Genomic DNA, 12,975 nt, shown 5'->3' on the forward strand with positions numbered 1-12,975 from the left:
GCCGGGCGGTTATCGGACAGGCGGCGCCATCGTGTGGTCGGCGACGGGAACGCTTGATCACCCACCCGAACACATATTCGGGACGGATCGAGGCGAACGGCACATCCCGCCGGTCTGTGCCTGTCCGACAGGGGCTGCCATACTCCTGAAACCCCGCGGTACTACTTCGCAGTAACCAAGGCGTACTCCCGGTAGGGAGACGCCATTTCAGCAGCGAGGAGCACAGCAGATGACCCGTGACATCAGCACGGTCGGCGTGGTCGGCCTGGGCACCATGGGCGCCGGCATCGTCGAGGTCCTGGCCCGGGCGGGACTCACCGTCGTGGCCGTGGACGTCTCCGACGAGGCCATCGCGCGTGGCCGGGCCCGGATCGCCGAGTCGACCGCCCGCGCCGCGGCGCGCGGGAAGCTGACCGAGGACCAGCAGCGAGACATCTTCGATCGCATCACCCTCGGCACCGACCTGAACTCGGTCGCCGCGGCGGATCTCGTCCTGGAGGCGATACCCGAGCAGCTCGAGCAGAAGCAGGAGCTTTTCGCCCGGCTCGACAAGATCTGCGGCCCGGACACCATCCTGGCCACCAACACCTCCTCGCTGTCGGTCACCGAGCTCTCGGTGTCCACCACACGTTCCTCGCGCGTCGTGGGGCTGCACTTCTTCAACCCCGCGCCGGTGATGAAGCTGGTCGAGGTCGTCCGCACGGTGGTCACCGAACCCGAGGTGCTCGCCGACGTGGTCGCGCTCGCCGAGCGGCTGGGCAAGTCGCCGGTGGTCGCCGGCGACCGGGCCGGCTTCATCGCCAACGGGCTGCTGTTCGCGTACCTCAACCACGCGGCGTCGATGTACGAGCAGAAGTACGCCACGCGTGAGGACATCGACGCGGCGATGCGCTTCGGCTGCGGTCTGCCGATGGGCCCGCTCGCGGTGCTCGACCTGGTCGGGATCGACACCGCGTACGAGATCCTGGAGCAGATGTATCGCCAGTCGCGCGATCGCCTGCACGCGCCCGCGCCGATCCTCAAGCAGATGCGTACCGCGGGCCTGCTCGGGCGCAAGAGCGGTCGCGGCTTCTACACCTACGAGCAGGCCGGCTCGCCGGTCGTGGTGGCCGAGGCCGGCGAGACCGGCGCGGTCGCCGGCACGCCGCGCGACGTGCGCGCGGTGGGCGTGGTGGGCACCGGGACGATGGCCACCGGCATCGTCGAGGTGTTCGCCAAGTCCGGCTACGACGTGGTCTACGTCGCGCGCAGCGAGGAGAAGGTCGAGCGCGTGCGCACGGCGCTGATCCGCTCGCTGGACAAGCAGATCCAGCGCGGCCGGCTGACCGAGGAGGCCAAGGCCGACGCGCTGGCCCGGGTGACCGGCTCGACCCGGCTCGACGACCTCGCCTTCGCGGACCTGGTCGTGGAGGCGGTGGTCGAGGAACTGTCGGTCAAGCAGGCCCTGTTCGAGAACTTCGACGAGATCTGCAAGCCCGGCGCGATCCTCGCGACCACCACCTCCTCGCTGCCGGTGATCGACTGCGCGGTGGCCACCTCGCGCCCCGGCGACGTGGTCGGCATGCACTTCTTCAACCCCGCGCCGGTGATGAAGCTGGTCGAGGTGGTGCGTACGGTCGCCACCACGGACGACGTGGTGGCCACCGTCCACGAGGTCTGTCGCCGCACGAGGAAGCACGCGGTGGACTGCGGCGACCGGGCCGGCTTCATCGTCAACGCGCTGCTGTTCCCGTACCTGAACGACGCGGCGCGCATGCTCCAGGCCAACTACGCCACGGCCGAGGACATCGACACCGCGATCAAGCTGGGCGCGGGCTACCCGATGGGTCCGTTCGAACTGCTCGACGTGGTCGGGCTGGACGTCTCGCTGGCGATCCAGAGGGTGCTGTTCGCCGAGTTCCGCGAGCCCGGCTGGTCGCCGGTGCCGCTGCTGGAGCACCTGGTGACCGCGGGCTACCTCGGCCGCAAGACCGGGCGCGGTTTCCGGGACTACGCGAAGCGGTAGCGCGGGCCGGAGCGATGCGGGCCGAAGCGTTACGGGCAGAAGCGTCACGGGCCGAAGAGTTGTGGGCCGAAGAGTTGTGGGCCGGGGCGATGCCGCCGGACCGGTCGCGGTCGGACGGGAGTAAGTAGTACGAGAGGGGTACGGGTGCACGCGCCGCGTGCACCCGTACCCTTTTTGTGTGCCGCGTCGTAACAAGCCCACCAGCCGCTCCCGGTCCGCCGACCGGGACGAACCCCGCGACCCCAGCCTCGGCTTCGAGGAGCGCGAGTCGGGGATGGACGGGGATTGGCTGGTGCGACCGATCAGCGGTCAGGCCGCGACCAAGACCTACCGTTGCCCCGGATGCGACCACGAGATCGCGCCGGGCGTGCCGCACCTGGTCGCGTGGTCCGCGGACGGCCGGGTCGAGGAGCGCCGGCACTGGCATCGCCCGTGCTGGAACAGCCGCGGGCACCGGCGGATCACCCGGCGACGGTAGAGGCCCCGTCCCGACCCGTGGCCATCCGTCGACCGGCCGGGCGCCGGGGGCGGGTCGCCAGCGTCGCCGCGAGCAGCAGCGCCAGGGCCGGCAGGGTCACCGCGAGCACGATCGGGAAGATCAGCGCGACCGCCGAGCTCGCCACATGCAGACCGGCCGCGCCGATCAGGCCGACCCGGGAGGACGATCCGGTGTGCAGCCGATCCCGCAGGTTGTTCACCGCCCAGACCGACCAGATCACGATCACCAGGCCGAGCAGCACGAAGAAGGCGGCCCCGAGGGCGCCGGCCGCGGTCCCCTTGCTCGCGTACCGGTCCGACAGCGCGTTCATGAGCACGATCGGCGCGACCACGCCACAGCCGACGACCGCGGCCACCGCCTCGAAGGTCAATGTCACGACCGCCGCGTACGTCACGATCCCCCGGGTCACCGTCATAAGCCGCGATCGTGCCCGCTGGGCGCGGGTTTGTCGAGAGTCCGTTCGAGTCCGGTGGGGGCGCCGGCCGGGCGTGAGGCGTCGACCCGGCGCCGGTCCCGGGCGCCGGGTCGGTGGGTCCGCTCAGCCGCGTCGCCCGAAGCGCAGCGAGACGTAGCGGTCGAGCAGCCTCATGGTGCCCTGGGTGCGGGCGAACGACGTGGGTTCCAGCGGCGTCCTGAACAGGCGCCGGGTGATCGCCTGCGGGCGGGCGAACTCGCGCAGCCCGTCCGCGCCGTGGACGCGTCCGAAACCGCTCTCGCCGACCCCGCCGAACGGCAGCGCCGGGATGCCCGCGAAGGCGATCACCGCGTCCACCGACACCATCCCGGTGCGCAGTCGCCGGGCGATCCGCATGCCCAGCCGCCCGGTCCGGGCGAACACCGACGCGCCCAGACCGTAGCCGGTGCCGTTGGCCAGGCGGACCGCCTCGTCCAGGTCCTCGACGGTGCGTACCGAGATCACCGGGCCGAACGTCTCCTCGCAGGCCGCGCCGCTGTCGTCCGGCGCGTCCACGAGCACGACCGGGTCGATGTACGGCGGCCGGATCGCGCCGACCCCACCCACCACCGCCGTCGCGCCGCCGGCGATCGCCTCGTCGAGATGCCGGCGTACCACCTCGACCTGGGCCGGCATGGTCATCGGGCCGTACGCCGCGCCCGGTTCGTCGGCCGGGACCAGGTCGGCGATCCCGGCCCGGAGCCGGTTCAGGAACTCGGTCTTGATCGAGCGCTCGACGAAGACCCGTTCGATGCCCACGCAGGTCTGCCCGGCGTTGGACAGCGCGCCCCACAAGGTGGCCTCGGCGGCCTGTCCGAGGTCGGCGCCCGCGCCGACGATCAGCGCGTCCTTGCCGCCGCACTCCATCAGTACGGGCGTCAGGGTCCGCGCGCACGCGGCCATCACCTCGCGCCCGGTGGCGGCCGAGCCGGTGAAGGCCGGCTTGTCCACGCCGGCCGCGCACAGCGCGGCGCCGGTGGAGCCGTCGCCGGCGATCACCTCGAACACCCCCGACATCGCGTCCGGGTTGGCCCGGGCGAACGCGTCGGCCAGGAACACGCCCACGCCCGGGGTGTACTCGCTCGGCTTGAACAGCACCGCGTTGCCCGCCGCCGGCGCGTACGCGATCGAGCCCAGCGGGGTGAACACCGGGTGGTTCCACGGGCCGATCACGCCGACCAGGCCGAACGGCCGGTACTCCACGTACGCCGCGTGGTTGACCATCGCCAGGCCGCTCGGTACGCGGCGGCGGCGCAGCACGGGGGCCGCGTGTGCCGAGGCTCAGTTGATGTGCTCCAGGCCCAGGAGCAGTTACAGGAACGCGTCGTCCTGCGGTTTGCCGTTCTCGTCGTGCACCAGCGACCCCAACGCGTGCCGGGTGCACACGAGTTCGGCCGCCCACGCGCGCATCCGGCGGCGCCGCTCGACGGGCGCGAGCCCGGCCCACCAGGCGCCGCCGACCCGGGCTCGGGCCACCGCCTCGCGCACGTGCTCGGCGTCGTGGATCGGGTAGCGGGCCAACTCCTTGCCGGTGGCCGGGTCGAGCGAAGCGAAGGTCTGCATGGTCGGGTTCACGCCCGGTTCGTCCTCTCTCGCAGCACGGACTTGCGCACCTTGCCGGCCGCGGTCAGCGGCAGCGCGTCGACGAACTCGACGCTCCTGGGCGCCTTGTAGCCGGCGATCAAGGTCTTGACGTGGGCGCGGACCTGCTCGGCGGTCAGCTCGCGATCCGGGTGCAGGACCACGACGGCGTGTACCCGCTCGCCCCAGGTTGGATCGGGCAGGCCGATCACCGCGCAGCCGGCGATGTCGGGGTGCGCGTTGACCGCGTTCTCCACCTCGGCGCTGTACACGTTCTCCGCGCCGGTGACGATCATGTCCTTGAGCCGGTCGACCACGGTGACGTAGCCGTCGGTGTCCATGAACCCCAGGTCGCCGGTGTGCATCCAGCCGTCGCGCAGCGCCTGTGCGCTCTCGTCGGGCCGGTTCCAGTAGCCGAGCATCACGTGGTCCCCGCGCGAGACGATCTCGCCGACGTCGCCGCGCGCCGCCTCGCGCCCGTCGGAGCCCAGGATCCGTACCTCGGCGTGGTGGCACGGCCGACCCGCCGAGCGCAGCCGTATCGGGTCCGCGTCCAGGTGGTCCTGCGGCATCAACAGCGTCGCCAGCGGCGAGAGTTCGGTCTGACCGTAGGCCTGGACCAGGGCGGTGCCGGGCAGCGCCTTGAGCACTCGCTCCAGCAGCGCGGCGGTGATCGGCGACGCACCGTAGGTGAGCAGCCGCAGCGAGGACACGTCGTACTCGGCGAACCTCGGGTGTTCCAGCACCATTTGCAGCATCGTCGGGGCCAGGAAGACCTCGGTGATCCGCTCCCGTCGGATGGTCGCGGCGACCTGCTCGGGCTCGAAGAACGGCAGTACCACCTGGGGGATCCCGACGATCGAGGTCATCAGCGACACCCCGAACCCGGCGATGTGGAACAGCGGCGCGGCGTGCAGCACGCGCGCGTCCGGCACGATCCGGAAGGCGGCGGTGGCGACCAGGCCGCCCATCGCGGACGCGAGCAGGTTGTCGTGGGAGAGCATCACGCCCTTGGGGAATCCGGTGGTCCCGCCGGTGTAGAAGACCCCGGCGAGGTCGTCGCCGCCGCGGTTCGCGTCCGGGATCGGCTCGGCCGCCGCCAGCAACTCCTCGTAGTCGTGCGTCCCGGGCCCGGTCGGCGCGGTGCCCATGTGCACGACCTCGCGCACGCTCGACGAGGCGGCGCGCAACGCGGGCACGAGGGGGGCGAAGGTGTCGTCGACGAACAGTACGCAGGTCTGCGAGTCGTCCAGGGAGAAGGCGATCTCGGCCGCGCTCCAGCGGATGTTCACCGGGTTCAGCACGCCGCCGGCCCACGGGATCGCGCTCAGACACTCGAGGTAGCGGGACGAGTTCAGGGCCAGGATCGCGACCCGGTCGTCGGCACCGACGCCCAGACCGCGCAGCGCGCCGGCGACCTTGGCGACGCGCTCGCGCAGTTCGTGGAACGTGGTGCCCGTGCCGCCGTCGATCACGGCCTTGCGCTCCGGGGTCTGCTGGGCCCATCGGTGCAATGGCTGGGTGATGCCCATGGACTGCTCCTCGCGTGGGAGGGGAGGGAGGGGTGCGTGGGTGCGGGCGGTGCGGCGTGACGCGCATGTGGGCGGCATGACGCGGCGGTGCGGTGCGATTTGCGCGGGGCGCGGGCGAGCGGGTGCGCGGGTATCCGCGGGCCGGATCGGGGGTCCGGGGCGCGTGCGCGGGGGAGCCGGGTACGCGGAGGCGCGGGCACGCCGTCAGGCCCGCCCGCGCCGCCGAAGGCTTCCGAAGCGCTGTCAGCAGTCGCGCAGCGTCGGCGACTGGTTGAGCAGTTGGCCCCGGATCGAGGTGAACTTGGCGTACCGGTCCGCGTCCAGGCCCTCGACCGGGAAGACCGCGACCCGGTGGCAGTTCTGGAACGCGAGCTTGACCCCGAAATGCCGTTCCATCGAGCCGCGAATCGCGTCCGAGGCCAGCGCGCGAAGCAGTTGCCCGCGCTCGGTCTCGGTGGCGGGCGGCACCTGGTTGTCGGCGAACGGACCGCCATCCACCCGGAGTTGCGTCGCCAACGAGGAAACGAGATGCCAGGCATAGGGCAGCGAGGTGCGCACGCAGTCGACAAACTCGGCCTCGTCCACGTCACCGCGTTCGGCCTGTTCCAACAACTTCGGAGGCACATCGAGCGACATCGGTGCTCCTTCCGGCCGGGACGTACGCAAGTTCGCCCGGCGGTACGGGTCGTGTCCGGTACGTAGCAGGTGGCGCCCATGCTCCGATCACGACACGCCCCGAACGCCCATCCGCGCGGCCCGCACCGTCTCCTGACTCACCGTAGGACATCGGGCACACGTTGCTCCATAGCGAACGGTCGGTGAACACGACCACGGAACGCGCGACCGCCCGGCCGTACCTCCGGCCCGGTCCGGGGCCGTACCCGGCGGTTCGTACGGGCGGATCCGCGAGCCGAAGGCGGGCTTCGGTCCCGGCCGGACGGCACCGGGCGCCGCCATGACGTGCGTCACACGGGTCGAGGCGCCGGTAAGGGGATGGCCGAGGCAGGGGTCGCGAAGGCGGTAGCGTCGGGGCATGCGTCTCGTCATCGCCCATTGCTCCGTGGACTACGTCGGGCGACTCACCGCCCACCTGCCGTCCGCCCCCAGGCTCATCCTCGTCAAGCGGGACGGGAGCGTGTCCATCCACGCCGACGACCGCGCGTACAAGCCGCTGAACTGGATGAGTCCGCCGTGCACCCTCAAGGAGGGCGACGGCGTGTGGACGGTGATCAACAAGGCCGGCGAGAAGCTGATCATCACGATCGAGGAAGTACTGCACGACACGTCGCACGAACTGGGCGTGGACCCCGGCCTGGTCAAGGACGGCGTCGAGGCCCACCTCCAGGAGCTGCTGGCCGATCGGCTCGACGCGCTGGGCGCCGGCTGGACCCTGATCCGCCGCGAGTACCCCACCCCGATCGGCCCGGTCGACATCCTGTGCCGAGACGCGGACGGCACCACCGTCGCGGTCGAGATCAAGCGCCGAGGCGAGATCGACGGCGTCGAACAACTCACCCGCTACCTCGAACTGCTCAACCGCGACACCCTGATCGCCCCGGTCAAGGGCGTCTTCGCCGCTCAGGAGATCAAGCCCCAGGCCCGCGTGCTCGCGGTCGACCGGGGCATCACCTGCGTCACCTTGGACTACAACGCCCTACGCGGCACCGAGGACGACAAACTGAAGCTGTTCTGACCGGTTCGGCGCCGGGACCGATCCTCGGCACCCGGGGACCGGTCCCGGCGCCGAACTTCCGCCGGGGTGGAACCGCGCGCGGGCGGCTCGACTCGGGTGTCGGAGCGGACCCTGCCCCGCCCCGATCGCGGATGGGCGGTGGCCGCGGGGCGTCCCGGGTCATGGGCGGGCGGCTCGTTGCCGGCGCAGATCCCGTCGGGTGCCCAGTTGTTCGCGGGCTTCGGACAGGGCGGTGCGCAGGACCGCCGCCCGGTCCACACCCGGGCGGAGCAGGGTGCGGGTGAGCAGGCCGGCGAGGACTCCCGGGGTGAGGATGCCGACCAGGGGCCGGTCCGGGTTGCCGCGTGGGCGGCGGGCGCCGGTTTCGATCGCCTCGGCCGGCACCCGGTGGAAGTGGAAGACCACCTCCAGGTGGGAGAACGCGTCCAGGCCGGCGAGCGCTTCCGGGCCGAACCGCCCGGCGTCCAGGCGGATCACCGAGGACACGTTCCCCCAGTGGTCGTCCACGAGTTCCACCCGCGGGCCGGACACGTGGCCGATCGCACGCACGGTGACGTCGCCCACGGGTTCCAGGACGCCGTCCGTCCTCACGGCGTGAGGTCCAGCGCGTGCACGACCAATTCGGCCAGGGCGTCCACCGCGCTTTCCCGCACCCGCGCGTCGCATTCGGTCATCGGCGTGCGCGGGCTGATCGACAGCGCGTCGCGCAGGTCCTCCTCCGGATAGCGCGGCGCGTCGTCGAACAGGTTGACCGCGACCACGAACGGGATGCCCGAACGCTCGAAGTAGTCCACCGCCGGGAAGCTGTCCTCCAGGCGCCGGGTGTCCACCAGGACGATCGCGCCCACCGCGCCGCGCACCAGGTCGTCCCACATGAACCAGAACCGGTTCTGCCCCGGGGTGCCGAACAGGTAGAGCACCAGGTCGCTTTCCAGGGTGATCCGGCCGAAGTCCATCGCGACCGTGGTGGTGCGCTTCTCCGGCAGGCCGGACAGGTCGTCGACGTCCTCGCTGAGCACCGTCATGACCGATTCGGTGGTCAGCGGCGGGATCTCCGAGACGGCCGCGACCAGCGTGGTCTTGCCGACCCCGAAGCCGCCCGCGACGACGATCTTCGTCGAGGTGATCGGCGGTCCCTCGCCGATCCGTCGACCACCGGCGCCGGCCGCGGGCAGCGGGATGGCCGGGACCTCGTCGCCGAGCCCGCCGGTCCCACCCAGATCAAATTTTGCGTAGTCCACCGAGCACCCTCTCCAGCAGCGCGCGATCGGGGCGGCCGGCCTCGTGCTCGGCCTGGTACACGCTGATTCGGCCCTGCGAGGCCAGGTCGCTGATCAGGACCCGGACCACGCCGAGCGGCATGTGCAGGATCGCGGCCACCTCGGCCACCGAGCGCACCCCTCGGCACAGGTGCACGATCCTGGCGACCTCGGGCATGTCGCCCGTGCCGTCCTGCGGACAGTCCAGGGTGGTGACCAGCGTCTCCACCAGCAGTACGTGGCCGTAACGGGTACGGCCTCGGGTCAGCGTGTACGGGCGTACCCGCGAGGTGCGACCGCCCGGTTCGGGTCTGGTCGGATATCCCCGCTCGGTGTCGTAGTCGGAAAAACCGCCGTCAGGAGCCAACGCGACCACCTCCACGGTCCTGGTGCATCTGTGCGCGCAGGGCCGGCGTCAGGACGTGGCCGGCGCGCCGTACGAACGAGGTCATCTGATAGGCGATCACGCCGAGGTCGGCGGACCCGCCCGCGTGCACGCCCAGACAGGAGCCGTCGCTGATCGACATCGCCACGACGTAGCCCTCGGCCATCGTGACGATCTCCTGGCGGACCGCGCCCATGTCGAGCACGCGCGAGGTGCCCTCGGCCAGGGCCACCAGGCCGCTGACGATCGCGCCGAGCTGTTCCTCGGCGTCCTCCGCCGCGGCGGCCGCGTCCGGGCCGCGCGCGCTGGCCAGCATCAGGCCGTCGGAGGAGACCAGGACGACCTCGCGGACCCCCGGGACATCCCCGGCGAGGCCGGCCACCAGCCAGTCGACATCGCGTGCCGTGGTGCCATTCGACCCGGTCACCGGTCTCCACCTCCTGTCTCCTCCCGCGCGTCCGGCGGGAAGGTGGGTTCTTCGTCGGACGACCCGACCGGATCGGTCGCGTCGCCCTCCCGGCGGGCCGCCTCCAGACCTTCCTGAAAGCCTGTCAGTTGCCTGCGCAGTTCGGCGGCGGAGAGCGTACCGGTGTCCCGGGACGCCTCCGCGGGGGGCACGATGCGCATCGCACCGCTGTTGTCGCCCGCCACGAGGCGCTTGGGCAGCCCGCGCCGGGTCCGGCCGACCGAGGAGACGGCGGGCCCCGTTCCGTCCCCGCTCGCGGCCGCCTGCGGCTTCGCGGGCGCGGCCGACCGCGCCTGCGGTTTGGCGGCCGCGGTACGGCGGGCGGGCGGCGCGACCCGCGGCACGTCCCGGGCATTCGCGGCGGCGGAAGCGGTCGAGGCAGCCGACGTGGTCGAGGCAGTCGACGCGGCCGGCGTGGTCGAACCGTTCGAAGCGGCGGAAGGGTTCGAGGCATCCGAGCCGCGCGAGCCGTTCGCAGCGGCCTTCGGGGGTGTGCCGGTCGGCGGCGCCTCGGCGCCGTCCTCGTCCATCACCGCCTCGACCGCCGGGAACAGCGCACCCGGCGCGACCAGTTTCGCCGCCGCCTCGTCCGGCCCCGGCTCGGGGTTGGCCGCCGGCGTGCGCTTGGGCAGCCCCTTCGGTGTCCGGGCCGGCGGCGCGGCGTCCTCGCGCGGCACCACCGGACCGCGCGACGCGGGCGTGACCCGGGTCGCCGCGGCCTCGATCGCGACGGCGGGCGCGGGGCTCGCGCCGACCGGTCGGGCCGCCGGCAGCGCCAGTCGGGCCGCGCCCGGCGGGATCGCCCGCGCGCCGGGGGCCACGCCCGGGATGGCCATCCGGTCCCGCTCGCGCTCCTGCTCCCGGTCGCGCTCGGCGGAGAACTCGGCGGGGGAGGGGCCCTGCCCGTGGAAGGCCGCGGCGGGGATCACCACGACCGCGCTCAGGCCGCCCTGCGGGCGCGGGCGCAGTTGCACCCTGATCCCGTGTCGGCGGGCCAGCCGGCCGACCACGAACACGCCCAGGCCGCCGCCACTGGCGGCCTCCTCCTCGGCGCTGTCCTTCTCGATCTGCGAGTTCAACTCGGTGAGCCGGTCCGCCGGTACGCCGATCCCGTTGTCGTCCACCGACAACACGACCTCGCCGTTCTCCAGCGTCCAACCGCCGATCTCCACCCGGGACTCGGGGGCCGAGTACGCGGCGGCGTTCTCCAGGAGTTCGGCGAGCAGGTGGCCGACGTCGTCGGCGGTGCGCCCGAGCACGTCGGCGCGCGGTACGTGGCCGACGTCGATCCGCTCGTAGCGCTCGATCTCGGAGACGCCGGCGCGGACCACGTCGAGCAGCGGGATGGGTGGGCGCCGGCCGCGCCGTTCGTCCGCGTCCGCGAGCACGAGCAGGTTCTCGCTGTTGCGGCGCATCCGGGTGGCGAGGTGGTCGAGTCGGAACAGGTCCTGGAGCCGCTGGGGCTCGTCCTCGCCGTGTTCGAGCTTCTCGATCAGGTCCAACTGCCGTTCGACCAGGGTCAGTGTGCGCATCGACAGGTTCACGAACACGTCGTGCACCCGGCCGCGCATCAGGGTCTCCTCGTCGGCGAGCGCCGCGCGGCCGCGCAACAGCTCGTCGTGTTCGGCTTCCAGCCGGGCGCGTTCGGCCTCCAGCCGGGCGCTCTCCGCGGCTTGACGCACGGTCAGCTCACGGAGTCGGGCGATCCGCCGCTCGGAGACCCGATGGCGCAACCACGCGGCGATCGAGGACAGCGCGACGGCGGTGGTGAGCAGCGTGCCCGCGAGCACCGACTCCCACACCGTCTCGGAGTTGCCCAGCAGGACGACGGCGGTGGCGATCCCCGCCAACGCGAAGACGGCCGCCGCGGAACCGAGCCCGGCCGCCAGTCCGCCCCCGGAGCGCCGGCTCTGGTGAACGGGAGCGGGAACGCGCACAGATGCCGCGTCCGCTGCGTTGGGTGTTCCTGGATCCCCCTGCCCATACATGGGACGTGAGCATATCGTCGGACTATCTCTGGATGTATCTTCCGTGCTTGCGCGAGTCGCCCCGAAAACGGCCGAAAGGCCCCGCCCGACGACTGTCGAGCGAGACCTTTTCGGTATGCGGACCAACATTTTTGACGAATGGTCAGGCGAACCGCCGGACCGGACGGGTCACACGTCGCGCGAACGCATCCGTACCCCGCCCGCGATCAGCGCGAGCGCCGCGTACGCCGCGATCAGCAACAGCGAGGGCCACGGACCCGGACCGCCGTTGTCGCCACCACCGCCGATCAGCTTGCCCAGCGCGAACATCGGCGAGTACTCCATGACCTTCTCGCCGACCGAATGCGGCAGGAACGGGCCGATGATCATCGGCAGCAGGATGGCGCCCATCAACGCGGTGATCGCGCCCGCCGAGTGCCGCAGCAGCACGCCCAGGCCCAGCCCGAACAGACCGATCACGGCCAGGTAGAGCGAACCGCCGACGACACTGCGGAACAGGTCCACCTCGGCGGTGGAGTCACCGATCCGCGAGGTGAGCATCGCCTTGCCGAGCACGGCGGTCACGCCCATCGTGATCACGCCGACCACGAACATCAGGCCGGCGAAGACCACACCCTTGGCCACCAGCACCTGGAGCCGGCGCGGGTACGCGGTCAGCGTGGTGCGGATCATGCCGGTCGTGTACTCGGCGGAGATGGTCAGCACACCCAGCGTCGCGGCGGCGAGTTGCGCGACGATCACGCCGATCAGCGCGATGCTCACGTAGTCGTCGTCGGCGTCCGGACTGACCGTGCCGGCGAGCAGCACACCCAGGCCGAGGATGAGCAGCACCATCACGACCAGCGTCCACATGGTCGAGCGGACCGTGCGGATCTTGGTCCACTCGGACAGCAGCACCCGGCCGAAGCCCGCGTTGCCGCCGCCCACCTGACCGCCGACCTGCGACTGCCCGACCGGCGGGTAGGGCGCCTGGTGCCCGGGCGCCGGGAACTGCTGTTGCGCCTGCTGCCCCGGCGGCGGGAACTGCTGGGTCTGCTGCGGCGCGGCCATCTGCGCCTGCGGCATCACGTGCGGTTGGCCCTGCGGCATGGGGGGCGGAGTGTTCTGCGCCAT

12 protein-coding genes and 1 pseudogene are annotated in these 12,975 nt (G+C 72.0%); 3 read left to right on the top strand and 10 right to left on the bottom strand.

Annotated elements, in window-relative coordinates; all coding sequences use genetic code 11:
• The first annotated feature begins 229 nt into the window (after positions 1–229).
• Positions 230–2,005 carry a 3-hydroxyacyl-CoA dehydrogenase family protein gene (locus OG948_RS24235; RefSeq protein WP_406298489.1) on the top strand — a complete coding sequence of 592 codons (1,776 nt, stop codon included), beginning with the start codon at positions 230–232 and terminating at the stop codon, positions 2,003–2,005.
• Between the two features lie 178 nt (positions 2,006–2,183).
• Positions 2,184–2,483, top strand: coding sequence for a hypothetical protein (locus tag OG948_RS24240; protein WP_406298490.1), 300 nt, complete (start codon positions 2,184–2,186; stop codon positions 2,481–2,483).
• Here the strand turns inward: OG948_RS24240 and OG948_RS24245 are convergent.
• From OG948_RS24245 to OG948_RS24260, 4 genes and pseudogenes are all read right to left on the bottom strand, one after another.
• Positions 2,467–2,919, bottom strand: a complete 453-nt coding sequence (locus OG948_RS24245) for a hypothetical protein (RefSeq protein ID WP_406298491.1) — start codon at positions 2,917–2,919, stop codon at positions 2,467–2,469. The two genes, OG948_RS24240 and OG948_RS24245, sit on opposite strands and share 17 nt — an antisense overlap.
• Before the next feature lie 123 nt (positions 2,920–3,042).
• Positions 3,043–4,521: pseudogene (locus OG948_RS24250) on the bottom strand (aldehyde dehydrogenase family protein).
• Positions 4,522–4,529: 8 nt separating this feature from the next.
• Positions 4,530–6,071, bottom strand: a complete 1,542-nt coding sequence (locus OG948_RS24255; protein ID WP_406298492.1) for a long-chain-fatty-acid--CoA ligase — start codon at positions 6,069–6,071, stop codon at positions 4,530–4,532.
• Between the two features lie 243 nt (positions 6,072–6,314).
• Positions 6,315–6,707 (bottom strand): SCO5389 family protein, encoded by a 393-nt coding sequence (locus OG948_RS24260; protein ID WP_406298493.1) that lies wholly within the window; start codon positions 6,705–6,707, stop codon positions 6,315–6,317.
• 397 nt (positions 6,708–7,104) lie between these two features.
• Here OG948_RS24260 and nucS point away from each other — a divergent pair, with 397 nt between their 5' ends.
• Positions 7,105–7,764, top strand: coding sequence for an endonuclease NucS (gene nucS / locus OG948_RS24265; protein ID WP_395865952.1), 660 nt, complete (start codon positions 7,105–7,107; stop codon positions 7,762–7,764).
• Positions 7,765–7,923: 159 nt separating this feature from the next.
• Here the strand turns inward: nucS and OG948_RS24270 are convergent, their stop codons facing one another.
• The 6 genes from OG948_RS24270 to OG948_RS24295 form a co-directional block, all read right to left on the bottom strand.
• Positions 7,924–8,355: a hypothetical protein gene (locus tag OG948_RS24270; RefSeq protein ID WP_406298494.1), complete on the bottom strand. Its 432-nt coding sequence runs from the start codon at positions 8,353–8,355 to the stop codon at positions 7,924–7,926.
• Positions 8,352–8,945, bottom strand: coding sequence for a GTP-binding protein (locus OG948_RS24275; protein ID WP_395866498.1), 594 nt, complete (start codon positions 8,943–8,945; stop codon positions 8,352–8,354). Before OG948_RS24275 ends, OG948_RS24270 begins: the two co-directional genes overlap by 4 nt.
• 40 nt (positions 8,946–8,985) lie before the next feature.
• Positions 8,986–9,390, bottom strand: coding sequence for a DUF742 domain-containing protein (locus tag OG948_RS24280; RefSeq protein ID WP_395865948.1), 405 nt, complete (start codon positions 9,388–9,390; stop codon positions 8,986–8,988).
• Positions 9,380–9,835: a roadblock/LC7 domain-containing protein gene (locus tag OG948_RS24285; RefSeq protein WP_395865946.1), complete on the bottom strand. Its 456-nt coding sequence runs from the start codon at positions 9,833–9,835 to the stop codon at positions 9,380–9,382. Before OG948_RS24285 ends, OG948_RS24280 begins: the two co-directional genes overlap by 11 nt.
• The gene (locus OG948_RS24290) at positions 9,832–11,811 is read right to left on the bottom strand and encodes an ATP-binding protein (RefSeq protein ID WP_406298495.1); all 1,980 of its coding nucleotides are present in this window, start codon (positions 11,809–11,811) and stop codon (positions 9,832–9,834) included. Before OG948_RS24290 ends, OG948_RS24285 begins: the two co-directional genes overlap by 4 nt.
• A 219-nt stretch (positions 11,812–12,030) precedes the next feature.
• Positions 12,031–12,975 (bottom strand): ABC transporter permease, encoded by a 945-nt coding sequence (locus OG948_RS24295; RefSeq protein WP_406298496.1) that lies wholly within the window; start codon positions 12,973–12,975, stop codon positions 12,031–12,033.

It is taken from the genome of Embleya sp. NBC_00888 (genome assembly GCF_045207655.1).
Taxonomy (GTDB): Bacteria; Actinomycetota; Actinomycetes; order Streptomycetales; family Streptomycetaceae; genus Embleya.

What these genes read in the sequence shown, in the direction of transcription:
- OG948_RS24235 (WP_406298489.1), top strand. Translation starts at nt 230, where the DNA reads ATGACCCGTGACATCAGCACGGTCGGCGTGGTCGGCCTGGGCACCATG.
- OG948_RS24245 (WP_406298491.1), bottom strand. Translation starts at nt 2,919, where the DNA reads ATGACGGTGACCCGGGGGATCGTGACGTACGCGGCGGTCGTGACATTG.
- OG948_RS24255 (WP_406298492.1), bottom strand. Translation starts at nt 6,071, where the DNA reads ATGGGCATCACCCAGCCATTGCACCGATGGGCCCAGCAGACCCCGGAG.
- OG948_RS24260 (WP_406298493.1), bottom strand. Translation starts at nt 6,707, where the DNA reads ATGTCGCTCGATGTGCCTCCGAAGTTGTTGGAACAGGCCGAACGCGGT.
- nucS (WP_395865952.1), top strand. Translation starts at nt 7,105, where the DNA reads ATGCGTCTCGTCATCGCCCATTGCTCCGTGGACTACGTCGGGCGACTC.
- OG948_RS24295 (WP_406298496.1), bottom strand. Translation starts at nt 12,975, where the DNA reads ATGGCGCAGAACACTCCGCCCCCCATGCCGCAGGGCCAACCGCACGTG.